Raw genomic sequence first — 23,086 nt, 5'->3', positions numbered from 1 at the left:
CCCGCAAAGGTCGCCATCGTCGCCTGCATGCGCAAGCTCGTGACCATCCTCAACGCAATCCTCAGGGACAAAAAGCCATGGGCAAACGCTTGACCCTCACGACGGTCGCTCAGGATGAGGTTGTGGGTGTGGGCGTGGGTGTGTGTTGGTGTGGGCGGCGGTGGGTGTTCAGGGCAGCGGTTGCCAGATCGTGCTGCGCACCTCGCCGAACTCGCGCGGGAGCTTGGTCCAGGTGTCGCCGCCGTCGGTCGAGCGGAAGAGTTGGCCGAGGTTGGAGCAGACGAAGATCAGCTTCGGGTTCGAGGGATGCGTCGCCACAGTCCACGGTGTCGAGTTGAGGTCGCCCGGGAGCTTCGCGTCCTGCCAGTGCGCGCCATGGTCGGTGCTGCGCAGCAGCCGGCCGGTCGAGCCCGGCGGGCCGTTGCCGTTGGTCAGGAACACCGTCGCGTCGCCGTCGGCGCGGGGCACGATGGTGCGGGTGTATTGCCAGGGCGAATCGAGTTCCTGGAAGGCGAAGGTCTCGCCATTGTCGCGGCTCAGGTTCAGGCCGCGGTTGGTCGTGGCGTAGACCAGCTTCGATCCGTTGCGAATCACCGCGAGGCCGTGGATGTCCTCGGAGTTGATGCCCTGGCCGACCTTCTTCCAGGTGCGGCCGCGATCGGTCGAGCGGTGTACGCCGTCGATCTCGACGCCGGCCCACAGCGTGTCCCGGTCGACCGGATCGAACAGGATCTGCGTCACCCTCGGCTTGCCGACGAAGATGCAGGCGTCGGCGAACGAGCCTTGTGCCGGGGCGAAGCTCCTGCCGCCGTCGGTCGAGACGAAGATGTGCGCGGGCTGGGTGCCGACCACGATAGTGTCGGGATCGTCCGGCGCCTGCGCCATCGCCCAGATGTCGTAGTCGTCGAGCAGCGAGGGCAGGTGCGTCCATTTCTGGTCGCCCTCGTTCCAGCGGTAGAGGCCGGAATCGGTGCCGGCCAGCACTTCGCCCGGCCGCTGCGGATGGGCCGACAGCGCCCAGACGCGCGCCTCGAGATAGAGGCCGGATTCGATATAGGGCCGGATCCAGGTCTCGCCGTCGTCGCGGCTGAACCACACGGACATGCCGGCGGTGCCGACACAGAGCAGGTTGGTCATGGTCGTTCCCTTCCCGGGGGTGATGTCTTCAGCGGGCCCGCGACAGCATATCATCGACCAGGGCCTGCGAGCGGGTCCGGTCGAAGAAGCGCTGGTGCAGCATCTGTTTGTTGCGCGCGGCCGAGGTCAGGTAGAAGCGCTCGTAGAGGAAGCCGCGTCCCGCCAGCGCCGAGCCGACGAAATCCCAGGCCAGGCGGAACACCGCCGCCCGGTCGTCGGCCGCCGCGCCGTCGGCGCCGCCCAGCATCTCGTCGATCAGCGGCCGCAGGCCGGGATCGTCGAACTGGGCGCGGCTGGGCGTCGTCAGCAGGTTGTGGCTGCCGATCAGGGTGATGATCTCGGCCACCCGCGGCATCCACACGGGCAGCATCGCGCGCAGCGGCTCGAGCGGTGCGCCCCGGGGGAACCACACGCCGTCCTCGCGCGGCGCGGCCTGCTCCAGCGACAGTTCGAGGGCATTGGCGGTCATGCGGACGTAGCAGGCCAGTTCGCCCAGCATCTCCATCGTCGCCGGCGCATGGTCGCCGATCAGCTCGGCCATGCGCGTGGCGAGGCCGTAGGCGAATTCGAGCTTGGTGAGCGCGCGCACGGTCGACTGGGTGGTCATGTTGATGGTGAAGCCGGTCTGGCGCATCGAGTTGTAGATCTCGACGTCGCCGTCGATGAAGACGCGGTCCCACGGCACCAGCACGTCGTCGAAGATGCAGAAGGCATCCTGCTCGTCGAAGCGCGACGACAGCGGCCGGTCGAACGGATCGGCCCCCGGCGCCGCGGCCGAATCGCGGCACAGGAATTTCAGCCCGGGCGTGTCGAGCGGAATCGCGAAGGAGACGGCGTACTCGCTGGCGCCGGCGGGGATCGGCTGGCCGGGATACACGGTCTGCTCGTCGGCATAGGGCGCGAGCGTGGCCAGCACGCGGCCGCCGCGGACGATGATGCCGTCGGCTGTCTGGCCGACCTTGCGCACCGTCACCTTGTTGCCCAGCAGCTTGGCATCGGTGCGCTTGTCGGTGGTCGGCTGGATGATCGTGTGGGTGAGCGACAGGTCCTGCTCGGCGAGGCGCCGCTGGAACGCCACCAGGTTCTTCGCGCCCTGTGCGTTGCGTCCGTCGGCGCCGGCCCAGACGCCGGGCGCCGAGGCGAAGGCCGCGAACTTCATGTTCATGTAGTCGGGCGTGCGGCCCATGATGCCCATCGAGCCTTCCGACAGCCGCACCAGCCCGGCATGGCGATGCCGCAGCTCGTCGTGCGAGCGCGGGATCATGTGGCTGACGCTGGTGGGCTGGCCGCTGTCGGGATGCGTGAACAGGCATTCGTCGGCCCAGGCATGCTGCCGGTCGAAGTGGGCGGCCAGGCTTTCGGCGCCGCCGCGCAGCTTCGGGTGCGCCGTGACGTCCGCGATCTTCTCGCCGTCGACCCAGATCTCGCGCCGCGTCTTGCGGAGCCCGTCGAGAAACTGCGAACCGGTCCGTGCGCCCATGCCGCTTCCTCCCCCATCGTGGCAGCCGATCCGGCTGTCCTGCTTGTTGGGGGCGATTATGACGCCGCGCCGGGAAAATCCGATAGGCTTACGGGCGCCCCGGCGGGAACTGGATGTTGAAGCCGGCGAAGACCTGGAAGCTCGGCTGCCCGATCCCGCTCTGCACCACCGAGTATTGCGGCTCGAGATACATGTTGAGCACGTTGCCGTCGGCCAGGCGCTTGACCCGGCCGATGCCCAGGCCGACCGGCACGACCGCCCGCTGGCGGCCGAAATCGATGGTCGTGATGCCGCTCGACCGGACGTAGAAGCCGTCGCTGAGATTGTAGAACAGGAAGGGCTGGATGGTGAGCGACCGCGCGCTGCCGTCGAAGGCCTGCTGGTAGGCGACCAGCGCCGCCGCGAGCCCCCAGTCGTAGGGCGCGCTCACGACGCCCTGCACGCCGCCCTGCCATTTGCGCTCGCCCAGCACCGGGCTGGTGGCGGTCGGCAGGATCAGCAGCGGGCCTATCCCGAACTTGGCGTTGGCGAGCTGGAACAGCGGCACGTCGAACAGCGTGAGATCGCCCAGTCCGCTCTCGGTGCCGGCCGGTCCCCACACCGTCGTCCCGGTGGCGAGCGAGGCGCGCATCAGCTGCGGCCAGCCGAACGTGTCGTGCGGCAGGATCCCGCGCAGGAAGGGCTGGTCGGCGCCGCTGCCCGGCTGGCCGCTCATCACCGGCTGCAGGTAGTTCTGCACCTGGATGGCGGGGATATCGGTCAGCGGATTGTTGGCGACGTTCTGCTGGGCCGCGGCCGGCGACGCCGCCAGGGTCATCGCCAGCAGGAGCGCGGCGAACGGCTTGCGGGGCGAGGGCCGCGCCCGCGCGGTCATCGCGCGACCGTCATGCCGCGAGGACGCGCAGCAGGGTCCGGTTGAAGGCGTCGGCGGCTTCGTAGGCCACCCAGTGGCCGGCGCCGGGAATCACGTTCATCTCGAAGCCGGGTTGCAGCGCCCTGAAGAGATCGATGCGCTCCTGGATGTGCGGATAGGTCGTCGAATCGAACTCGCCCCAGATGCCGGTGAGCGGCGTCTTCACCCGCGGCAGCACCTCGCTGAGCTTGAAGGCCTGGCCCATGATGCGGCTGCGCGTCTTGGCGCGCGTCGTGTTGAGGATCTGCATGTGGATCGCGATGCCGTCGACGTTCTTCGGATCGTGCAGCATCAGGATCTCGAGATTGCGCCGCGCCTCGGCCGCCAGCGTCTCGGGCGGCATCTCGGGCAGGAGCTTGTGCAGCTTCGGGCCGGGCTTGCGGGTGGCCTTGAGGCCGCCGGCGCCGACCAGGGCGATGCGCTCGATGCGATCCTCGAACAGGGTCGCGATATGGCCCGAGACCATGCCGCCGAACGAGAAACCGGCGATGGCGAAGCGCCTGTCCTTCGGCAGCAGCTCGTTCATCGCGGCCTCGACGCAATGCGTCACCGACCAGATGTCGTTCACGTCGTCGGGCGGGTCGCTGTCGCCGAGACCGGGAAGATCGGCGGCGTAGACGCTGAAATGCTCGCTGAGCGGCAGGACGTTGCGGATCCAGTGGATCCATGAGCCCGAACCGCCATGGAACAGCAGCAGGATCGGCTTTTCGGGGGCGGCGCCGAACACGTGCCACATCATCGTGCCGGTACCGCCGGCGCTGCGCGCGCCCATCGGCACGCGCACGATCTGCGACTTCGCGGCGACCTCTTCGATATGCTCGGCGGCGGTGCGGCCATCCTCCATGCGGGGGACGGCGGAGAAATCCAGACTCATGCTTTGATCGCACCCAGCAGACGTTCGACGAATTCCGGCGCCTTCTTGCGGTCGATCCAGCGCAGCACCGTGACGAGGTCGTTGTCGGGATCGATCCAGACGATGTGGCTGCCCCAGCCCAGCGCGAAGTAGCTGCGCTCCGAGGCGGCCGCGAACTGCCGCTTGTCGGTGTTGAGCCACCACATCAGCCCGTAGAACGGCGCGACAGGGCAGGGCTTCACCAGCTCGTCGGTCCAGCCCTTGGGCAGGATCTGCTTGCCGTCCCACACGCCGCCCTGCGCCACCAGCCGTCCCATCAGCGAGAGGTCGCGCGCCGAGATGACGATGCCGCCGCCCCAGTGGCCGCCGCCCGGCACCGACAGCATCGGCCTGCCGTCGATCGTGTCGTAGGAATTGCGGTAGCCGTCCCACTTCCAGCCCTGCGAGCCGCCGATCGGGTCCATGATGCGCCGCTTCAGCACCTGCGGCAGCGGTTCCTTGAAGACCTGCAGCAGCGAGCGCGACAGCCGGTTCACGCGCACGTCGTTGTATTCGTAGAAGGTCCCGGGCTTCTTCATCGCGCGCCGCGTGCCCTTGGGCGCGTCGGCGACGGCGAGGCCGACCACGCGATTGTGATCGATGCGGTCTTCCTTGCCGAACACGGTGCCCGACCATTCGCTGGTCTGGGTCAGCAGGTGGCGCCAGGTGATGTCGCGGTTCTGCTCGCTGGTGAACCCGTCGTCGAGCGCGTAGGCGGCGACCTTGTCGTCGAGGCTCCTGATCAGCCCGTCGCCCAGCGCCAGGCCCGCCAGCAGGGCGAGGTAGCTCTTGGCGACGCTGAAGGTCATGTCGGCGCGGTCGACGTCGCCCCATTCGGCGAGCTTCTCGTGGCCGCGATAGACGATGCCCGAGGCCGCCCCGCGCGGCGTCACCGGCCCCAGCACCTCGTTGTCCGGGGCCTTCTCGCCCGAATCGTGGGTCATCACGAACTGCCCGTCGGGCATGTACATGCTGTGGGGCCAGTGGGATTCGGCCCCCTGGGCGAAGGCGATCGCGTCTTTCAGGTCGGTCATGCCCGCAATCAACATTGGAGCCCGTCCGGGAGCAAGCGTAGAAAGTGCAGCATGGCTTCCGCACATCCGCTCCCCGCTTCGATCACCATCCGCCGGCCCGACGACTGGCATGTTCACCTGCGCGACGGCGTCATGCTGGCGGCCTGTGCCGAGCACACCGCCCGCCAGTTCGGTCGCGCCATCATCATGCCGAACCTCGTGCCGCCGGTGACGAAGGTCGCCGAGGCCAGCGCCTACCGCGAGCGCATCCGCGCCGCGGTGCCGAAGGAGCTGAAGTTCGAGCCCCTGATGACCTGCTACCTGACCGACGGCGCCGATCCGGCCGAGCTGACGCGCGGCAAGGAAGAGGGCGTGTGGGTCGCGGCCAAGCTCTATCCGGCCCACGCCACCACCAACTCCGCGCACGGCGTGACCTCGATGGATCGCGTCGCGAAAGGGCTGGAGGCCATGGAGAAGGCCGGCATGCCGCTGCTGGTCCATGGCGAGGTGACCGATCCCGAGGTCGACATCTTCGACCGCGAGGCGGTGTTCCTCGACAAGGTGCTCGCGCCGCTGCTCAGGCGCCACGAGGGTCTGAAGATCGTGCTGGAGCACATCACGACCCGCGAGGGCGTGGCCTTCGTCGAGGCCAATCCTGGGCGGATGGGCGGCACGATCACGCCGCATCACCTCAGCTACAACCGCAATGCGCTGTTCAAGGGCGGCATCCGTCCGCACTTCTATTGCCTGCCGATCGCCAAGCGCGAGGAGCATCGTCTCGCTCTGCGGAGGGCGGCGACGTCAGGCGGCTCACAGTTCTTCCTCGGCACCGACACCGCGCCGCACACGACCGACACCAAGGAATGCGCCTGCGGCTGCGCCGGCGTATTCAACGCCCCGGTGGCGATGCAGGTCTACACGCAGGTCTTCGCCGAGGAGGGCGCGCTCGCCCATCTCGAAGCCTTCGCCTCGCTGAACGGTCCGCGCTTCTACGGCCTGCCGGTCAACGAGGAGACGGTGACCCTGCACGCGAAGCCGCTCGACATCCCCGATGTCGTGGCGGTTCCGGGCGGCGGAAAGGACATCACCGTCTTTCGCCCCGACACGCCGGTCGACTGGAGTTTTTGAGCCCCTCCGTCGTCCCGAGCGGAGACGCCCGCAGGGCGGCGTAGTCGAGGGACCTCTTTTTTGGTTCGACACACCGTGCGTCGGAAAAGCAGTCCCTCGACTACGCTGCGCTCCGCTCGGGACGACGGGCTTTCCCCGCTCAAAGATCGCTCGCGTTCGGCTGAATGACGATTTACCTTCGGGTCATGAGCAAGCGAGGCATCCCCGAAGGCGCCGTCGTCCGCGGCACCGACAAGGGTTACGACGATCCCCCCAAGGTTCCCCTGAAGCCCGGCAGCGAGCGACCGGTCGAACAGATCGAGAAGGTCTATCCGTACATGCGGCCGCGCGATGCGGCGACGCTGATCCTGGTGCGGATGAAGGGCAACACGCCGGAGGTCCTGATGGGCTGTCGCGCCGCCGCCCACGCCTTCATGCCCAACCGCTACGTGTTCCCGGGCGGCAAGGTCGATCCCGACGATGCGCGCGTGCCCGTGGCGACCTCGCTCGATCCCTTCGTCAACGAGCGCCTGATGCGCGCCGCGTCCGCACAGCGCGCGCGGGCGCTGGCCGTCGCCGCGGTACGCGAGACCTTCGAGGAGAGCGGCCTGATGCTCGGCAAGCCTCTCCAGGGCGGCGTGCCGAAGAAGGACTATGGCGAGCACTGGAAGGGCTTCCTCGACCAGGGCATGGCGCCGGCGCTCGACTGTCTCGACCTGATTGCGCGCGCGGTGACGCCGCCCGGCCGGCCGCGCCGCTTCAATGCGCGCTTCTTCATGGCGCGGGCCGAGGATGCGACCGGCGAGATCCGGCATTCGAGCGAAATGGGCGACATCCGCTGGGTGCAGCTCGACGAGGCGCGCGAGCTGCCGCTGCCGACGATCACCGGTCTGATCCTGGGCGAGATCGGGCGGCTGGTGAAGGAACCGCCGGACCGCAACAGCCAGCGCAAGATTCCGCTCTTCACGACGGTGCATCGCAAGCACCTCATGCTCGAAGAGTGACGTCGTGGCGGTGCGTGGAGACGACGCGCCCCGATCTGCCGAGCCTCCGCCTGCCGCTCCCCGGCACTCGGCCGCCGTGCCCGCCCTGCCGCGCGGCGGCGTGCGCCTGCGCACGCTGGTCCTCATCCGCTGGGGCGCCGTCGCGGGCCAGGCCTTCACCGTTGCGGTGGTTCATTGGGGGCTGGGTTTCGGCATGCCGGTCCTGGCGGTCGGCGGCACGATCGCACTCTCGGCGCTGCTCAACCTCACCGTCAGCATCGGCCGTCCCGGCTCGGCGCGCATCGACGACCGCGAGGCGGCGATCTTCCTCGCCTTCGACATCCTGCAGCTCGCCGTACTGCTCTACCTCACCGGCGGGCTGATCAATCCCTTCTCGCTGCTGCTGCTGGCGCCGGTCGCGATCGGCGCCACCATCCTGTCGCTGGCGAGCAACGTCGCGCTCACCCTGCTCACCATCGTGAGCATCGCGCTGCTGGGTCTCTTCTATCAGCCGCTGCCGTGGAAGGGCCCGCCGCCCAACCTGCCCGACATCTACCAGGCAGGCGTGTGGGCCGGCCTGTCGCTCACGACCATGCTGATCACCCTGTACGGCTGGCGGCTGGCGGAAGAGCAGCGCCAGATGGCCGATGCGCTGGCGGCCGCGCAGGCGGCGCTGGCCCGCGAGCAGCAGCTTTCGGCGCTGGGCGCGCTGGCCGCCGCCGCCGCGCACGAGCTGGGCTCGCCGCTCTCGACCATCGCCGTCGTCACCAAGGAGATGCAGCGTGAGATCGAGCTCGACGATCCGCTGCGCGAGGACGTCGAGCTGCTGGCCGCCGAATCGGAGCGTTGCCGGTCGATCCTGGCTCAGCTCTCGACCGATCCCGCGGGCGACGTCTCGGATTCCTACACGCTGGTGCCGCTGCCGGCGCTGATCGAGGCGGCCGCGCAGAACTACGCCCGCGAGGAGATCGACATTGCGTTCGAATCCGGCCCGGCCGGCGAGGGGGTGCCCACCACCGCACCCATCCAGTTGCGTAGTCCGGAAATCATGCAGGGTATCGGAAACATCGTGCAGAACGCCGTCTCCTTCGCCCGCAAGGAGGTGCGTGTCTCCACCCGCTGGACGCGCGACTGGTCGGAAGTCGAGGTCGTGGACGATGGGCCGGGCTTCTCCGAGGCCCTGCTCGACGAACTGGGCACGCCGTTCATCTCGACCCGCCAGGGCCAGGGCGGCCATATGGGCCTGGGCGTGTTCATCGCCAAGACCCTGCTGGAGCGCACGGGAGCCAACGTGACCTTCGGCAATCGCAGCGGCATGGGCGGCGGGGCGGTCGTTTCGGTGCGCTGGTCAAATCCCGTCTTCAAGGCTACATAGCGGCCGATGTCGAAGGAGTCGCCATGACCCAGGACAGCGGCGCACCGCGCCCCTTGTCACCCGTCATCGCCGGCGCGACCAGCAACAAGGACCGTACCCTGTTGATCGCGGACGACGATGCGGCTTTCCGCAACCGGATCGCGCGCGCGCTGGAGCAACGCGGGTTCATCGTCACCGCCGTCGGTTCGGTGGCCGAGGCGCTGGCGCAAACCGCCCGGCCGCCCGCCTTCGCCGTGCTCGATCTGCGGCTGGCCGACGGCAACGGCCTCGAACTGGTCGGCCCGCTGCGCCAGGCCCGTCCGGACATCCGCATCGTCGTCCTGACCGGCTACGGCAACATTGCGACCGCCGTCGCCGCCGTGAAGGAAGGCGCCGTCGACTACCTCGCCAAGCCGGCCGATGCCGACGCGATCGAACAGGCGCTGACCGCGCACGGCCGCAAGCTGCCGCCGCCGCCCAGCAATCCCATGTCGGCCGACCGCGTGCGCTGGGAGCATATCCAGCGCGTGTTCGAGCAATGCGACCGCAACGTCTCGGAGACCGCGCGCCGCCTCAACATGCATCGCCGCACCCTGCAGCGGATACTGGGCAAGCACGCTCCGCGCGAGCACTGAGGATTCCGTTTCGCGTACCCCACCCTCATCCTGAGAAGGCCGCAAAGCGGCCGTCCCGAAGGATGGGCGACAGGCGTGGTGTGCGTTCCCACCCTTCGAGACGCGGTCCTGCGGACCGCTCCTCAGGGTGAGGCTATTGTTGTTGGAACTAGCGCTAGATCACGCCCGCCGGCTGGCGGCGTTCCAGTAGTGCTCGAGATTGGAGATCAGCGCCGGGCTGAAGTGGCACCAGGCCTGCTCGCGCGCGTAGAGCGCGGCGTAGCGGCGGAACGTGTCGAGCGGCTCAACGCCGAGGCGCAGCGCGCGACGGTTGCCGATCGCGCCCACCGCGCCCGATCCGGTCAGCCGGTCGATGACGCGCACGATGGTGGCATCGATCTCGCCCGGTTCCACGACCTCGTCGCAGATCATGCGGCCAACCTCGGAATCGCACTCGATGCGGCGCTCGTACATGATCGCCTGGCGTGCGATCCGGTCGCCGACGAAGCGCGAGAGCCGCAGGTTCGCCATCGCCGGGATGATGCCCTCTTTTCGCGCCGGCAGGGTCATGTAGGCGTCGCGGCCGGCGATGTTGAAGTCGGAGGCCAGCAGGATCTGGCAGCCGCCGCCGATCGCAAAGGTCTCGACTGCCGAGATCCAGAGCTTCTCGATCGAATCGCCCGCGACCTCGTCGGGCAGGATTTCGGGGCGCGCCAGGCCGCGGAACATCTTGTTCACGAAGCCCATGTCGCGGATCAGGAACCACAGGAACGGGATCTTGCCGTAGTAGAGGTGCGTGAGGTTGATGCCGGCATTGTAGACGCGGCGGCCGGCATACTTGCCCTCCGGCACCACGTCGCCGCGCAGTACCGCGACCTCGCTCTGCCGGTCGAGGATGCAGACGTCGGCGCCGATCTCGGTGGCGGCCTGGGTCGCATTGTCCTCGGAATTGAGGAACCGCCGGTTGGACAGCAGCAGCACCGCCGCCTTGCCCTGCCGCTCGACCTTCGCGTAGCCCAGATCGAGCGTGCCGTCGCGCTGGAACTTGGCCAGCGCCTCCGCCGATTCCTCGCGCGGCAGCAGCATCGCGTGGCAGAGATGCAGGCCGCACTCGGCGTCGGCGAGGAACTGGTTGCAGAGGATGCCCTGGTCGATCTCGACACCGTCCTTCTCGGACTGGCGCAGCTCGGCCTCGGCCGCGACCTCCGCTTGCGTCGGCGCGAGGCCGGGCACGAGGGCGGCCGCGTCATAGACCAGCCGCTCGATGCGCACGAACTTCCGACGGCCGTCGGTCAGCCGGTCGTAGAGGGTGCGGGCATGGCGGCGCAGGAAGGCGAAGCGGGCCTCGCGCGCGGCCTGCTTCAGGCTCTCGGCGGCATCGTAGGCTGCGGCATCGCGATCGGGCTTAGCCGGCAGTCGGCTGAGTCGCTCGGCGGCATCGCGCCAGTAGCCCGAGAAGGCGGCGACGTCGGCCGCGAAGTCGCCGCTGGCCGCGACCGGCGCCGGTGCTCCATCCATTTCGACGTTCCTGCCCGAAGAATTATGGAGCGGGCGACGGGATTCGAACCCGCGACCTACGGCTTGGGAAGCCGACGCTCTACCCCTGAGCTACACCCGCCTAAAGACCATTCTAGCCTGCGGTTGCGCCCGAGGTCCATTCGTGTATCTCAGTCGGATGCTCGATGAAGTCCTCACTCCCGAAGAGCGCGCCGTCGTGGCGCGCGCCAAGGCGTTCGCCGAAGAACATGTCGCCCCCAACGCCGCGCGCTGGGAATGGGAGCGGCGCTATCCGCTGGAGACCATCAAGGCGGCCTGCGCCATCGGGCTCAACACGATCGAGCTGGCGAAGAAGCATGGCGGACAGGGCCTGTCCTTCTCCTGCAAGCTGCGCGCCTTCGAGGAGATCGCAAAGCACGACTTCGCCTTCGCCTTCGCCCTGATCAACCACCACAATGCCTGCGCGCGCTTCGCCCGCGACGGCCAGCCCGCCCATGTCGCGCGCCTGCTGCCGCGCATGCTGACCGGCGACCTGATCGGCTGCGCGGGTCTCAGCGAGCCCGGTGTCGGCAGCGACTTCGGCGGCCTGGAGATGGAAGCCGTGCGCGTGGAGGGCGGCTGGAAGGTGAACGGTGCCAAGGCGTGGATCACCAACGCCGCGGTCGCGGGCCTTTCCGTGGCCTATGCGCAGACCGACAAGGCGCAGGGCTATCGCGGCATCATCTGTCTCGCGATCGAGGCGGAGCGGCCGGGCTTCCATCGCGAGAAGCCGTTCGAGCTGCATGGCGGTCACGCGATCGGCGTCGGTGGCTTTCGCCTGGTCGACTATTTCGCGCCGGACGAGGCGGTGCTGCATCCGCCCGGCAAGGCCTTCAAGGCCGCGCTCGCCGGCATCAACGGCGCCCGCGCCTATGTGGCGGCGATGTGCTGCGGCATGCTGCAGGCCTCGCTCGAGACCGCGGTGCGCTACACGCAGCAGCGCAAGACCTTCGGCCAGCCGGTGATCGAGCATCAGGGCGTGCGCTGGAAGCTGGTCGACGCCGCGACCGATCTCGAAGCCGCGCGCCTTCTCTGCTATCGCGCGGCGCGCCTGATCGACGAAGGCGCCGACGCGGTGATGCCGGCGGCCTACGCGAAGAAGTTCGCGACCGACATGGCCGTGCAGCGCATCGCCGACTGCATCCAGGCGATGGGCGCGAACGGCCTGCGCGCCGACTATCCGCTGGCCCGCCATCTCGCGGGCGCCAAGATCGCGGCCTACACCGACGGCTCGATCGAGATGATGAACGAGCGCATCGGCGCGGGGCTCGGCTCGGTGTTCGGGACGACGGCCTGAGCGTTTAACAAAACTCGTCGTCTCGACCGAAGCACCGAAGGTGCGGAGTGGAGAGACCTTCTCTCTACGATCGGGTGGCCCTGGGTGGAGGGAAGGTCTCTCCACTTCGCGCTGAGCCTGCCCCGAGGCACTTGAGGGGCGCTCCGGTCGAGACGACGGATCAGGCGTTGTGCGCGCGCTTCAGTGCCTGGTCGAGATCGTCGAACAGGTCGCCGCTTTCCTCGACACCGACGGACAGGCGCAGCAGGTCGGGCGGGCAGGGCGTGCCCGGGCCCTCGATGCTGGCGCGATGCTCGATCAGGCTCTCGACGCCGCCCAGCGACGTGGCGCGCTTCCACAGGCCGACGCGCGCCGCCGTGGCGATGGCCGCGCGCTCGCCGCCCTTCACCCGGACCGACAGCATGCCGCCGAAGCCGCCCTTCATCTGCTTCGCCGCCGCCGCGTGGCCCGCGAAGGAGGGCAGGCCGGGATAGAGGACCTGTTCGATCATCGGATGCTCGGCGAACTTCTCGGCGAGGCTCTGCGCCGACTTGCACGCCCAGGCGACGCGCGGGAACAGCGTGCGCATGCCGCGCATCAGCAGCCACGCCTCGGTCTGGCCGAGGATGGTGCCGAGCTGCGAGCGGATGGTGCGCAGCTTCGCCCAGTAGGCATCGTCGCGCGCGCCGGTCAGGGCGCCGGCGATGATGTCTGAATGGCCGTTGAGGTACTTGGTGGCCGAGTGCATCACGATGTCGGCGCCATGTTCGATGGGCCGGGTCAGCACCGGTGTCGCCACCGTGGAGTCGACGCCCAGCAGCGCGCCGGCCTTGTGCGCGATCTCAGCGATCGCTCCGATGTCGGACACGCTCCACGTCGGATTGGCCGGCGTCTCGATCCAGACGAGTTTGGTCACGCCGGGTTTCACGGCGGCCGCGACCGCGTCGGTCCTGTCGGTATCGACGAACTCGACCTTGAGTCCCCATTGCGTGGCGAAGGTCATGAGCCAGTTGCGCAGCGCCCAGTACATCACCTTCGAGGTAACGACATGATCACCGGGCGCGAGGGCCAGGAAGCAGGCGGTGGCCGCACTCATGCCTGAAGAAAAAATCAGCGACTTCGCGCCGCCTTCCAGCGCCGTGAGCGTTGCTTCTGCCTGATCGAAGGTCGGATTGTCCGAGCGGGCGTAGATGCGGCCGGAGCTGTAACCATTGTCCTCGTCTCGCAGGTAGGTGCTCGCCATGTGGATGGGCGGGACAACGGCCTTGGTGACGGGATCGATCCAGCCCAGGGCCTGTGCGGCGAGGGAGGCAGGAGCAAAGGTCTTCTCTGACATCGGGGCACCGTCGGCTTACACGAAACTTACGTCGATAGCGCCCTTATAGCGCATCACAACACTTGAAATGGCGGTTCACTAGTAGCTTCATATGTAGTGATTTGCATTCAGGATCGATAGTATCGGCAAGGTTGCCGATCAGACGAAGAACACTCGCTGGGGAGTCAGGAAATGGACGGTCAGACCCTGCACACGACGAAGCAGCTCCAGACGGCCGGTCGGGGCGATCGTGTTGCCCGCACACGCGAATCCATCGTCGCGTCGGCACTCGCACTGGCCACGGCCGGTCAGGTCGCGCCGATCGTGCGCGACATCGCGCAGATGGCTGGCGTCTCCGCACGCACTGTCTTCCAGCACTTCGCCGACACCGCCGAACTCTATGTCGCCGTCCTCGGCCGCGTGCTGGCGGCGCTGGTGGGCGAATCGAAGGAACTCGCGGCCGTGGGCCCGGTCGAGCAGCGCATCGCGGCGATGATCAACCAGTGCGCCGACCGCTACGAGCAGCTGCGTCCGATGTGGACCTTCGTGGAGACGCTGCAGCGCCGTTCGCCGGAAGCCGCCGACATGATCTCGCAGATCTACAGCGCCAACACCGCAAACCTGTCGCAGGCTTTCGCGCCCGAACTCGCCGCCCTGCCGGCCGAATCGCGCCAGCGGGCGCTGACCGCCCTGGCGCTCGCCATCGCCCCGGAGAGCTGGGTCGTGCTGCGCCAGCGCCTCAACCTGTCGGTCGAGCAGGCCCGCGAGGAACTCGGCTTCGTGGTGAAGTCTGTGTTCGCGACCGAGGCCGCGCGCCGCTAGCGGCACGAGGCTCGGCGCCGCTCGCGGCGGTGTGGGCCAGCATCTCGAGCGAGTGGTCGCGCAGGCCGAGCTCGCCGAGATGGCGGACGGTGTTCTGCACATAGTCGAGGCTGCTGCCGGTGGCGCCATGGCCCTGGCGGATCAGCCTCGAAGCCTCTTTCGCCGGCAGCTTGCCGGCGAATTGCCGATGGCTTCGGTCGGCGAGATAGACCAGCGCGAGGACCGTGCGCCCGTCGTCGAGATGGATCGGCCGCACCGTCTCCTCGTAGACGCCGTCATTGTCGATCTCGCGATGGATCAGGTAGCGGCGTACTTCCTCGTAGGTGGCGGCCGGCAGCCGGTGTGCCAGTCCGCGGCAGGAACCGCCCGGCAGCAGGCCGAGGATCAGGCCCGGCTTTTGCGGCGTGCCGCGATAGTGTTCGGAATAGATGCAGAACGCCCGATGCCAGCCCTGCAGGCGGGCGGGCTGGGTTTCGGGGGGCGCGAACCCCGGGTTCCACATCAGCGAGCCGTAGCCGAAGACCCAGCGGGGTTTCGCGTCGGGCTTCGCTGCGCGGGTGGCCAAGCCTCTAGGCCTGGTGCAGGTGGATCAGCGCGCGGCGGATTTCGCGCGTGCGCGTGAACAGGTCGAACAGCTTGTCGCCCTCGCCCCAGCGGATGGCGCGCTGCAGGTAGAACAGGTCTTCCTGGAAGCGCTGCAGCACTTCCAGCACGGCCTCGCGATTGTTCATGAACACGTCGCGCCACATCGTCGGATCGGAGGCGGCGATGCGGGTGAAATCGCGGAAACCGCCGGCGGCGAACTTCAGCACCTCGCTGTTGAGATGGCCGCCGAGATCGTCGGCCGTTCCCACGATCGTGTAGGCGATGAGATGCGGCAGGTGGGAGGTGATGGCGAGGATGCGGTCGTGGTCCTTGGCGTCGATGCGCTCGACCTGGCTGCCCAGACCCTTCCAGAAGGCTTCGAGCTTCGCCACCGCGTCCGCATCGCTGTCGGGCAGCGGCGTCAGGATGCACCAGCGGCCCTGGAACAGATCGAGCAGCGCCGCCTCGGGGCCGGAATTCTCCGTGCCCGCCACCGGATGTGCCGGCACGAAGTGCACGCCCTCGGGGATGTGCGGCGCCATGTCGGCGATCACGGTCTGCTTCACCGAACCCACGTCGGAGACGATGCAGCCGGGCTTGAGCGCGGAGGCAATCGCCTTGGTGGCCGGGCCGCAGGCACCGACGGGCGTGCAGACGATCACCAGGTCGGCATCCCGGCAGGCTTCCGCCAGATCGGTGCCGCAATGGTCGGCGAGCTTCAGCTTGTTGGCGAGGGCTGCGGTCTCGGCGCTGCGCGTCGCCGCGACGATATGCTTGGCGAGGCCGCGCTTGCGGGCCTCCAGCGCGATCGAGCCGCCGATCAGGCCGATGCCGATCAGCGCGATCTTGCCGAACAGCGGTTCGCTCATTTCTTCGCCGCCACGAAGCGTGCGAGCGAGGCCTGCACCGCCTTCACCTCGGTCTCGGTGCCGACGGTGATGCGCAGATGTTCCGGCAGCCCGTAGCCTGCGACCAGGCGCGGGATCAACCCGTCGTTCATCAGCCAGTCGTTGGCCGCCATGGCGCGCTCCTTCGAGCCGAAGCCCACCAGCACGAAGTTGCCGACGCTGGGCAGCGGTGCGAGGCCGAGCTTCTTCAGCTCGTCGCTGAGCCAGGGCAGCCAGATGTCGTTGTTGGTGCGGCTCGCATCTGTATGGGCGATGTCTTCCAGCGCCGCGATTCCCGCGATCTGCGCCGCGAGGTTGACGTTGAACGGCTGGCGCAGGCGGCTCATCACGTCGACGATGCCGGCCGGTCCGTACATCCAGCCGAGCCGCAGACCGCCCAGCCCGTAGATCTTGGAGAAGGTGCGCGTCATCACCACGTTCTCGGCCTGGTCGACCAGCTCGACGCCGGATTCGTAGTCGTTCTTGCTGACATACTCGGCATAGGCCGCGTCGATGATCAGCAGCACGTTCTTCGGCAGGCCGGCATGCAGGCGCCGCACGTCGTCCTTGGTAACGTAGGTGCCCGTCGGATTGTTCGGGTTGGCGAGGCAGACGATGCGCGTCCGTTCCGTCACCGCGGCCAGCAGCGCGTCGATGTCGCTGCCGTAATCCTTGGCCGGCGCCGCGACCGGCGTCGCGCCGACGCCCAGCGCGTTGATCGCGTACATCAGGAAGCCGTACTGGCTGTAGAGCAGCTCGTCGCCGGGGCCGCAGTAGGCGCGGACCAGAAGGTTCAGGATCTCGTCCGAGCCCGCGCCGCAGACGATGCGTGCCGGGTCGAGACCGTAGTGGCGGCCGATCGCCTTGCGCAGCTTGCTCGTATCGCCGTCGGGGTAACGATGCAGTTCGGAGGCCGCCTTGGCATAGGCTTCCATCGCCTTGGGCGAGGGGCCGAGCGCGCCCTCGTTCGACGAGAGCTTGGCGATCGTCTCCTTGCCGTCGATCGAGTCCTTGCCCGGCACGTAGGGCGCGATCTTCATGATGCCCGGACGAGGGGTGAGCGCGCTCATGCCAGTCTCCTCTGAAACGTTCGGTTACGCCTTGGCGTCGATGGGCACGGCATAGGCGCCGATCGCCGCCGCGCAGCCCTTCTCCAGCCCCAGGGCTGCTTCGAGGTCGCGCAGGCGCGGATCCTCGTCGGCAATCACGCCCGGCACTTCGACGAGATAGTGATGCACGCCGGCCAGAACCTGGTCCAGCGCCGAGGTGAAGGCCGGCAGGCCGGCCTTGGCCAGCGCCGTTGCGATGCGGTCTCGGCTGAGGCCGTTCTTCGCCTCGATCGCCACCAGCGCACGGTCCGAGCCGCTGGGCTCGGCGTCGATGCGCGCCAGCACGAAGGCCGAAATGCCGCGCGCGCGCGCGTTCGGCATGGACAGGAACGGAAGGCGGGCCACGACGGTCGGCAGGGTCGTGTCCTTGCCGGCGAGCAGCGGCCACCACGGCGCGGAATCGGCTTCGATCGGCGCCGGCACCACGCCGATCGTGGTCGTGCCGGCGCGCACCGCGGCCAGCACGCCGGCCGGCGTGTCGTGGGCGACGAAGGGGATCTGGCAGCCGAAATGGTCGCGCGCTAGGTCCCAGTAGCCCGGCTGGTCGGTCGGACGGCAGATGGCGATCTTGAGGCCCGGCGTCTGGATCAGCGTGAAGGCGCTCATCATCTCGCGCCACATGCGATAGACCGCGCCGGCCGGGAACTGTCCGTCATGCGACGCCAGCCGCTTGCGCAGCACCTGCGCCTCACGGCCCGGCCGCAGCGCCAGGCCGCCCGCCGGCTTGGTGGAGGAGATGTTGGCGACCACCTCCGAGCGGCGCCGGATCAGGCCGTGCAGCTCGGTGTCGATGGCATCGATTTCCTGCCGCAGGATTTCGAGATTGGGAGCGTCCATAAGGGCTTATGTCCTTTGCGCAGCGGCGATACTACGTCCGCACGTGCCGCGTAAAGGCAAACAAGGTCTCGGGAGGCTTGCGTGCCGACGCCGGCGACCGTATAGACACCTCTCCGTGGAATTTGGGCCGACCGGCTTGCGACCACGTTAAACATCGCTAAAAGGTCGGAGTGCTCGAAAAAGCCCCCGTCCTTCCGGTCGGGGGCTTTTTCGTTGGCTCCTTCGCGGGAGAGGGTAGTGCTGAACGACCTGACCGATGCCGAGCGCAAGGCGCTCGCCCAGTGCCGCCACGCGGTCCTGGGAACCGACCGGCCGTTGCGCCTCGACTGCGGCGTCGATCTCGGACCGTACCGGGTGGCCTACCAGACCTATGGCGAGCTGAACGCGGAGAAGTCGAACGCCGTCCTGATCTGCCATGCGCTGACGGGCGACCAGTTCGTCGCCGACCGCAATCCCATCACCGGCAAGCCCGGCTGGTGGGAGAGCATCGTCGGCCCGGGCAAGATCCTGGACCCGGCACGCTACTTCATCATCTGCAGCAACGTGCTGGGCGGATGCCTGGGCACGACGGGCCCGCTCGACACCGATCCCAGGGCCGGCCAGCCCTGGAACCTGCGCTTCCCGGTCGTGACCATCGGCGACATGGTCCGTGCGCAGGCGGCGCTGATCGACCATCTCGGCATTCCCGATCTCTTCTGCGTCATCGGCGGGTCGATGGGCGGGATGCAGGTGCTGGAATGGGCCGCGAGCTACCCCAAGCGGGTGTTCTCCGCCGTGCCGATCGCCTGCGCCGCCCGCCATTCGGCGCAGAACATCGCGTTCCACGAGGTCGGACGCCAGGCGATCATGGCCGACCCGGACTGGAAGGGCGGCGACTATCGCCTGCACCAGACCACGCCGTCGCGGGGCCTCGCGGTGGCCCGCATGACCGCGCACATCACCTATCTTTCGGAGCAGGCGCTGCAGCGCAAGTTCGGCCGCGCCCTGCAGGACCGCAATGCGCTGGGCTTCGGCTTCGACGCCGACTTCCAGGTCGAGAGCTATCTCCGTTACCAGGGCTCGACCTTCGTCGATCGCTTCGACGCCAACTCCTATCTCTACATCACCCGCGCCATGGACTATTTCGACCTCGCGGGCGCTCATGGCGGCGTGCTCGCCAACGCCTTCAGAGGCACCGCCACGCGCTTCTGCCTGATGTCCTTCACCAGCGACTGGCTGTTCCCGACGCGCGAGAGCCGCGCGGTCGTGCATGCGCTCAACGCCGTGGCGGCCAACGTGTCGTTCGTCGAGGTCGACAGCGACAAGGGCCACGATGCCTTCCTGCTCGACGAGCCCGAGATGTTCCGCACCCTCTCGGGCTTCCTGAAGGGCGCCGCCGCGGTGCGCGGCCTCGGGAGTGTTTCGTGATGGCCGCGCCGATCCGTGTCGATCTCCAGCACATCGCCGACATGGTCGAGCCGGGCACGCGCGCGCTCGACGTCGGCTGCGGCGACGGCGCGCTGCTCGCCTACCTGATGAACTTCAAGCGCGTCGATGCGCGTGGCATGGAACTCAGCCAGGCCGGCGTGAACGCCTGCGTGGCCAACGGCCTGTCGGTGATCCAGGGGGACGCCGATGCCGACCTGCGCGACTATCCGGATGCCGCCTTCGACTATGTGATCCTGAGCCAGACGCTCCAGGCCACGCGTGAGCCGCGAAAGGTGCTCGAGCAGATGCTGCGCGTCGGCAAGCATGCCATCGTGTCGTTCCCCAACTTCGCGCACTGGCAGGTGCGGCTGCGGCTGGTGTTCGGCGGCCGCATGCCCGAGACGACGTCGCTGCCCTACAAGTGGTACGACACGCCCAACATCCATCTCTGCAGCATCGACGATTTCCGCGCGCTGTGCCGGACCATGGGCGTGCGCATCGAACGCTCGATCGTCCTGAACAACGCGAGCCGCCGCATCAACCTGCCGCCGCTGCTCGCCAACCTGATCGGCGAGCAGGCCGTGTTCATGCTCCGGCGAGACTAGTCGCTGGACATCGCGAAGGTCGTGGCTGAGATCGCAAGATCTCGGCCTCTGAAGGCGCGGTCGTCCGATCCGCCCTGACCATGGCCGACGCTCCAGCGGCCCGGCCACTGCAGGCGCTCCGCGCCCCACGCGGACGCGGCCGACAGGGAAGTCCAGGGCGCATCGGCTGCAAGGCGATACAGCAGGCCCCCCGGCCCCATGCCCGGATGAACGAGCAGCTGAATGTCGAACGGCGCGTCGGCCGCGATCGGAGGTCCCAGCCAGTAGTGCGGGCTGCGGCCGGGTTCCGGTTCGAGGATCACCATGAGCCGTTGCGACGGTCCGCTCAGTCCGATCCAGAGCGGCGCGCGGACATTTGGCTCGAACGCGGCGAGCAACGTCTGTGCCGCGCCGGTAGGGGCGGGGGCCGTGTGGCCGGTGAAGCGGAAGGCCGCGAGCCTGTCCTTGCCGATGCCGGCTTCGTCCAGGGCCCGCCACTGCTCGACCGGCGGCACGGCCAGCGGCCAAGACAGTTTTTCGTGAACCTGACCGTCGGCGTCGAACACCTGGTAGCGCAGGCCTCCGTCATCCAGCGCGGCCTGCACCGCATGGAGATACTCGATCCCCTCCGGCATGCGGTGGGCGGTGCCGGCGCCGGCCGTGCAGATCTGCAGGACGCCGCGATGGACCTGGACGTCGAAGGCCAGGATGTGGCCGCACAGGTAGGCGAGCACACCGTTCTCGGCCAGCACGTCCCAGAAGACGTTTGCATGCTCGGGGCCGACGTCGCGCTGATACGGACCGCTGAAGCCGTTGACGGGGTGAACCGGATGATGGCCGGCGACGATCTTGTGGCGCGCATCGGCGTGCTGCTGCAGGACGGCGCGAAGCCACTCCGTCTCGACATGGCCTTCGCCGCCCAGGCCCGTCCACAGCGTATGGACGAAGACCAGCAGCAGGTCGCCGCGCCGCACCCAGTAGGACAGGCCTTCCTGGCCGGGCGGGCCGTTGCGCGGCAGATGAGCATGAACCTCACGGAACACCTGCTCGCTCATGACGTCGTAGGTCGCGTGGTTGCTGGTCGTGTGCCACATCGGCGTCGTGTGCCGATCGAGCCAGGCCATCTCGTGGTCGAGCCAGTGCCGCCACTGCCGGCGCAGCGTGTCCGCGTCGGCCGTGTAGCCGGCGATCTCGTCCCCGAGGAAGAGGATGAACTCCGGTGAGGGCGCGAGACGTCGCACCGCGGCGTTGATGCCGGCGAAGGTGCCTTCGTGCAGCGCGCCCGGCACGCCGGAGCAGGCATCGCCGTAGAAGACGAATTGATGGCCGGGGCCGCGCGGCAGCAGCGCCGGGATCGACGGACCGGCGGCCGGGCGCTCGTAGAAGCCCTCGATATCGTCTTCGCGCAGCTTCACGAAGCCGTGCCGCAGGTAGAGCCGGTCGGCCTTGCTGCCGGTCAGCACTTCGAGCCGCACGGGCAGGCCGGTCGCGTCGGCTTCGGTGAGCATTGCCTTCAGGATCGTGGTGCCGAGACCGGACCCGTGCAGTCGCCGTTCGAGATAGAACGAGTCGATTCTGATCTCATGCTCGTGCCGGCGGAACCCGACGCAGCCGACCCGCACGCCGTCCAGCAGGATCAACCGCGTGCCGGGCTCGTCGAAGTGCATGCGGAACATTTGCCGCGAACGCTCGGGCGTATAACGGCCGACTCGCTCGAGATGCTCGCGCATCACCTCGGTGCGAAGCACGAGCAAGGGTTCGAAGTCGGCCTCGGTCACGGGACCGAAGCGCCACCCCTCAGTCACGCGTCGCGATCCGGGCGAGGCGCGGCCTGGCGATCGCCAGCCAGTCCTTCGTGTCGAGTTCCATCGAGCGGTCGAGGCGGCCGGCGTTGAAGAACAGCGTCTCGTTCGCCAGCAGGTCTTCCTCGACGACGATCGAGAGGGCGGGATCGAGCGCAAACGGCGGCACCGCGCCCATGACGCAGCCGGTCAGCGCCTGCGCCGTTTCGGGCGAGGCGAAGCCGCACTTGCGCGCCTCGAAGAGCGCGGCCACGGCGGCGAAGTCGAGCTTGCGGCTGCCCGGCAGGATGGCGAGCACGTGGCGCCTGCCGCCGCCACCGCCGCGCACGTCCAGCACCATGGCCTTGGCGGCCTGGTCGGGGCGATTGCCGCGGATGACGCTGATCTCGGCCGACTTCCCTTCGGCCTCGTGCTCGATGACGCGGAACTGCGCCTTCGCGTCGGTGAGCAGCGTCACCAGCCGGTCGAAGACATCTCCCGTTCTGGGCTCAGCGTCCACGGATCACCTTATCCGACAGGATCGCGAGCGCGTCCTCGAGGCTCGGGACCTGGCCGTCGGCGGGCGCGATATGGGCGTCGACGGTACGGCGATGGCTCTTCTCGATGGCTTCGGTCATCAGCGGGTCGACGCCGGTCTCGCGCAGCGTCTGCGCCACCAGGCCCATTTCTTCCCAGCGGCGATGGGCATGCACGACATGGGTCTGGACCAGCATGGTGATGAAGCCGCTCAGGCCCATCGAATCGGCGTCGCCCAGGCAGCCCAGCACCTCGTCGAGGATTCCCTGGCGTTGCGCGGCCACCAGCGCCTCGACGCCCAGCGCCTCGAGGCCCTTCACCAGCGTGCTGCGGATCATCTTCACCGACGAGGCGCTGCCGGGCTTGGGCCCGAGCAGGGTCGCGACGAAACCGTTGTCGTTCATCCAGGCGACGGCCTCGGCGGCGTCCTCGCCGGCCACCAGCATCGGCGCCTTGATGCCCTGCTTGAAGAAGCCGCCCATGACGGCGATGTCGACGTAACGGCCGGCACCTTTCTCGATCTCGGCGCGGTCCTCGTCCGACATGCGGCCCGTGACGGTGCAGAGGTCGAGATAGTGCGCGCCCGGCTTCAGCAGTGGGGCGGCGGATCGGGCGGCGGAGAGCGCATGCTCGCCCTGCACGGCGCAGATCACGAGGTCGGCTTCGCCGAGCGCCTCGGTGTAGCTGTCGCTGATCGCGACATCGAGGCCGCGCGCGGCCTTGCCGAGCGCCGTGCCGCGCGCATCCTTGTCGAGCGCGGTGTCGATGGCGATGACGCGGCGCGGGGCGTTGTCGCCCGGCTTCGACGGGCCCCGCCAGCCACCCTCGGCCGTGAGACCGTGGGCAATGGCCGATCCGGCCTCGCCAAAACCAAGCAACGCGATCACGCGCGGAGAAAATGACATGTCGGGTCTTTC

General features: G+C 68.3%; 22 protein-coding genes, 1 tRNA gene and 1 riboswitch. Of the genes, 8 read left to right on the top strand and 15 right to left on the bottom strand.

The annotated features are described in order from the left end of the window. Window positions 1-168: 168 nt before the first annotated feature. The 5 genes from LJ725_RS12625 to LJ725_RS12605 form a co-directional block, all read right to left on the bottom strand. Window positions 169-1,137: a WD40/YVTN/BNR-like repeat-containing protein gene (locus LJ725_RS12625; protein ID WP_230551006.1), complete on the bottom strand. Its 969-nt coding sequence runs from the start codon at window positions 1,135-1,137 to the stop codon at window positions 169-171. 28 nt (window positions 1,138-1,165) lie between these two features. Continuing rightward, window positions 1,166-2,617: a 4-hydroxyphenylacetate 3-hydroxylase family protein gene (locus LJ725_RS12620; protein WP_230551005.1), complete on the bottom strand. Its 1,452-nt coding sequence runs from the start codon at window positions 2,615-2,617 to the stop codon at window positions 1,166-1,168. A gap of 88 nt (window positions 2,618-2,705) precedes the next feature. Further along, complete coding sequence (locus LJ725_RS12615; protein ID WP_230551004.1) at window positions 2,706-3,491, bottom strand: hypothetical protein; 786 nt, start codon at window positions 3,489-3,491, stop codon at window positions 2,706-2,708. Window positions 3,492-3,501: 10 nt separating this feature from the next. Then, window positions 3,502-4,404: an alpha/beta fold hydrolase gene (locus LJ725_RS12610; RefSeq protein WP_230551003.1), complete on the bottom strand. Its 903-nt coding sequence runs from the start codon at window positions 4,402-4,404 to the stop codon at window positions 3,502-3,504. Then, the gene (locus LJ725_RS12605) at window positions 4,401-5,456 is read right to left on the bottom strand and encodes a serine hydrolase domain-containing protein (protein WP_230551002.1); all 1,056 of its coding nucleotides are present in this window, start codon (window positions 5,454-5,456) and stop codon (window positions 4,401-4,403) included. The genes LJ725_RS12610 and LJ725_RS12605 overlap by 4 nt, the downstream gene beginning before the upstream one ends. A gap of 51 nt (window positions 5,457-5,507) precedes the next feature. Between LJ725_RS12605 and pyrC the strand changes: the two genes are divergently transcribed. The 4 genes from pyrC (at window position 5,508) to LJ725_RS12585 (ending at window position 9,514) form a co-directional block, all read left to right on the top strand. Then, window positions 5,508-6,563 (top strand): dihydroorotase, encoded by a 1,056-nt coding sequence (gene pyrC / locus LJ725_RS12600; RefSeq protein ID WP_230551001.1) that lies wholly within the window; start codon window positions 5,508-5,510, stop codon window positions 6,561-6,563. 185 nt (window positions 6,564-6,748) lie between these two features. Next, the gene (locus LJ725_RS12595) at window positions 6,749-7,546 is read left to right on the top strand and encodes an NUDIX hydrolase (RefSeq protein ID WP_230551000.1); all 798 of its coding nucleotides are present in this window, start codon (window positions 6,749-6,751) and stop codon (window positions 7,544-7,546) included. Between the two features lie 4 nt (window positions 7,547-7,550). Next, window positions 7,551-8,900, top strand: a complete 1,350-nt coding sequence (locus LJ725_RS12590; RefSeq protein WP_230550999.1) for an ActS/PrrB/RegB family redox-sensitive histidine kinase — start codon at window positions 7,551-7,553, stop codon at window positions 8,898-8,900. Between the two features lie 23 nt (window positions 8,901-8,923). Further along, entirely contained in the window at window positions 8,924-9,514 is a 591-nt protein-coding gene (locus LJ725_RS12585; RefSeq protein ID WP_230550998.1) for an ActR/PrrA/RegA family redox response regulator transcription factor, read from the top strand. Between the two features lie 159 nt (window positions 9,515-9,673). On the opposite strand, the gene LJ725_RS12580 is transcribed toward LJ725_RS12585, so the two are convergent. Beyond that, on the bottom strand, window positions 9,674-11,011 hold the full coding sequence (locus LJ725_RS12580) for an enoyl-CoA hydratase/isomerase family protein (RefSeq protein ID WP_230550997.1): 1,338 nt from the start codon (window positions 11,009-11,011) through the stop codon (window positions 9,674-9,676). Between the two features lie 25 nt (window positions 11,012-11,036). After that, window positions 11,037-11,111, bottom strand: a tRNA-Gly gene (locus LJ725_RS12575). A 57-nt stretch (window positions 11,112-11,168) separates the two neighbouring features. Between LJ725_RS12575 and LJ725_RS12570 the strand changes: the two genes are divergently transcribed. Next, a complete protein-coding gene (locus tag LJ725_RS12570; RefSeq protein WP_230550996.1) occupies window positions 11,169-12,326 on the top strand; it encodes an acyl-CoA dehydrogenase family protein in 1,158 nt (385 codons plus the stop codon). Between the two features lie 160 nt (window positions 12,327-12,486). Here the strand turns inward: LJ725_RS12570 and LJ725_RS12565 are convergent, their stop codons facing one another. Further along, window positions 12,487-13,641, bottom strand: a complete 1,155-nt coding sequence (locus tag LJ725_RS12565) for a trans-sulfuration enzyme family protein (RefSeq protein ID WP_230550995.1) — start codon at window positions 13,639-13,641, stop codon at window positions 12,487-12,489. 171 nt (window positions 13,642-13,812) lie between these two features. Between LJ725_RS12565 and LJ725_RS12560 the strand changes: the two genes are divergently transcribed. Beyond that, window positions 13,813-14,442, top strand: a complete 630-nt coding sequence (locus LJ725_RS12560; protein ID WP_230550994.1) for a TetR/AcrR family transcriptional regulator — start codon at window positions 13,813-13,815, stop codon at window positions 14,440-14,442. Here the strand turns inward: LJ725_RS12560 and LJ725_RS12555 are convergent. From LJ725_RS12555 to LJ725_RS12540, 4 genes are read right to left on the bottom strand one after another with little or no spacing between them, the layout of a single operon-like run. Beyond that, window positions 14,360-15,007, bottom strand: a complete 648-nt coding sequence (locus LJ725_RS12555; protein ID WP_268990597.1) for a gamma-glutamylcyclotransferase — start codon at window positions 15,005-15,007, stop codon at window positions 14,360-14,362. The two genes, LJ725_RS12560 and LJ725_RS12555, sit on opposite strands and share 83 nt — an antisense overlap. A gap of 4 nt (window positions 15,008-15,011) precedes the next feature. Continuing rightward, window positions 15,012-15,896 (bottom strand): prephenate/arogenate dehydrogenase family protein, encoded by an 885-nt coding sequence (locus LJ725_RS12550; protein WP_230550993.1) that lies wholly within the window; start codon window positions 15,894-15,896, stop codon window positions 15,012-15,014. Further along, complete coding sequence (gene hisC / locus LJ725_RS12545) at window positions 15,893-16,984, bottom strand: histidinol-phosphate transaminase (protein WP_230550992.1); 1,092 nt, start codon at window positions 16,982-16,984, stop codon at window positions 15,893-15,895. The genes LJ725_RS12550 and hisC overlap by 4 nt, the downstream gene beginning before the upstream one ends. Before the next feature lie 24 nt (window positions 16,985-17,008). Then, entirely contained in the window at window positions 17,009-17,860 is an 852-nt protein-coding gene (locus tag LJ725_RS12540; protein ID WP_230550991.1) for a chorismate mutase, read from the bottom strand. Window positions 17,861-17,965: 105 nt separating this feature from the next. Continuing rightward, window positions 17,966-18,041: riboswitch (SAM riboswitch) on the top strand. A 59-nt stretch (window positions 18,042-18,100) separates the two neighbouring features. Between LJ725_RS12540 and metX the strand changes: the two genes are divergently transcribed. Beyond that, window positions 18,101-19,267, top strand: a complete 1,167-nt coding sequence (gene metX / locus LJ725_RS12535; RefSeq protein ID WP_268990638.1) for a homoserine O-acetyltransferase MetX — start codon at window positions 18,101-18,103, stop codon at window positions 19,265-19,267. Further along, window positions 19,267-19,872, top strand: a complete 606-nt coding sequence (gene metW, locus LJ725_RS12530; RefSeq protein WP_230550990.1) for a methionine biosynthesis protein MetW — start codon at window positions 19,267-19,269, stop codon at window positions 19,870-19,872. The genes metX and metW overlap by 1 nt, the downstream gene beginning before the upstream one ends. Here the strand turns inward: metW and LJ725_RS12525 are convergent. Genes LJ725_RS12525 through LJ725_RS12515 form a run of 3 tightly spaced genes read right to left on the bottom strand, consistent with a single transcriptional unit; the run spans window position 19,869 to window position 23,074 of the window. Continuing rightward, window positions 19,869-21,656 (bottom strand): GNAT family N-acetyltransferase, encoded by a 1,788-nt coding sequence (locus LJ725_RS12525; protein WP_230550989.1) that lies wholly within the window; start codon window positions 21,654-21,656, stop codon window positions 19,869-19,871. The two genes, metW and LJ725_RS12525, sit on opposite strands and share 4 nt — an antisense overlap. Next, window positions 21,649-22,152 carry a YbaK/EbsC family protein gene (locus LJ725_RS12520; protein WP_230550988.1) on the bottom strand — a complete coding sequence of 168 codons (504 nt, stop codon included), beginning with the start codon at window positions 22,150-22,152 and terminating at the stop codon, window positions 21,649-21,651. The genes LJ725_RS12525 and LJ725_RS12520 overlap by 8 nt, the downstream gene beginning before the upstream one ends. Then, the gene (locus LJ725_RS12515) at window positions 22,142-23,074 is read right to left on the bottom strand and encodes a DUF1932 domain-containing protein (protein ID WP_230550987.1); all 933 of its coding nucleotides are present in this window, start codon (window positions 23,072-23,074) and stop codon (window positions 22,142-22,144) included. Before LJ725_RS12515 ends, LJ725_RS12520 begins: the two co-directional genes overlap by 11 nt. Between the last annotated feature and the right edge of the window lie 12 nt (window positions 23,075-23,086).

Origin of the sequence: Reyranella aquatilis (genome assembly GCF_020880995.1) — a bacterium.
Taxonomy (GTDB): domain Bacteria; phylum Pseudomonadota; class Alphaproteobacteria; order Reyranellales; family Reyranellaceae; genus Reyranella; species Reyranella aquatilis.
This window is presented reverse-complemented; position numbering and strand designations above follow the sequence as displayed.

Coding starts and splice junctions, on each gene's coding strand:
- LJ725_RS12565 (WP_230550995.1), bottom strand. CDS start 13,641: ATGTCAGAGAAGACCTTTGCTCCTGCCTCCCTCGCCGCACAGGCCCTG.
- LJ725_RS12585 (WP_230550998.1), top strand. CDS start 8,924: ATGACCCAGGACAGCGGCGCACCGCGCCCCTTGTCACCCGTCATCGCC.
- LJ725_RS12610 (WP_230551003.1), bottom strand. CDS start 4,404: ATGAGTCTGGATTTCTCCGCCGTCCCCCGCATGGAGGATGGCCGCACC.
- LJ725_RS12620 (WP_230551005.1), bottom strand. CDS start 2,617: ATGGGCGCACGGACCGGTTCGCAGTTTCTCGACGGGCTCCGCAAGACG.
- LJ725_RS12595 (WP_230551000.1), top strand. CDS start 6,749: ATGAGCAAGCGAGGCATCCCCGAAGGCGCCGTCGTCCGCGGCACCGAC.
- metW (WP_230550990.1), top strand. CDS start 19,267: ATGGCCGCGCCGATCCGTGTCGATCTCCAGCACATCGCCGACATGGTC.
- LJ725_RS12515 (WP_230550987.1), bottom strand. CDS start 23,074: ATGTCATTTTCTCCGCGCGTGATCGCGTTGCTTGGTTTTGGCGAGGCC.
- LJ725_RS12540 (WP_230550991.1), bottom strand. CDS start 17,860: ATGGACGCTCCCAATCTCGAAATCCTGCGGCAGGAAATCGATGCCATC.
- LJ725_RS12580 (WP_230550997.1), bottom strand. CDS start 11,011: ATGGATGGAGCACCGGCGCCGGTCGCGGCCAGCGGCGACTTCGCGGCC.
- LJ725_RS12560 (WP_230550994.1), top strand. CDS start 13,813: ATGGACGGTCAGACCCTGCACACGACGAAGCAGCTCCAGACGGCCGGT.
- LJ725_RS12570 (WP_230550996.1), top strand. CDS start 11,169: ATGCTCGATGAAGTCCTCACTCCCGAAGAGCGCGCCGTCGTGGCGCGC.
- LJ725_RS12550 (WP_230550993.1), bottom strand. CDS start 15,896: ATGAGCGAACCGCTGTTCGGCAAGATCGCGCTGATCGGCATCGGCCTG.
- LJ725_RS12615 (WP_230551004.1), bottom strand. CDS start 3,491: ATGACCGCGCGGGCGCGGCCCTCGCCCCGCAAGCCGTTCGCCGCGCTC.
- LJ725_RS12605 (WP_230551002.1), bottom strand. CDS start 5,456: ATGACCGACCTGAAAGACGCGATCGCCTTCGCCCAGGGGGCCGAATCC.
- LJ725_RS12625 (WP_230551006.1), bottom strand. CDS start 1,137: ATGACCAACCTGCTCTGTGTCGGCACCGCCGGCATGTCCGTGTGGTTC.
- pyrC (WP_230551001.1), top strand. CDS start 5,508: ATGGCTTCCGCACATCCGCTCCCCGCTTCGATCACCATCCGCCGGCCC.
- hisC (WP_230550992.1), bottom strand. CDS start 16,984: ATGAGCGCGCTCACCCCTCGTCCGGGCATCATGAAGATCGCGCCCTAC.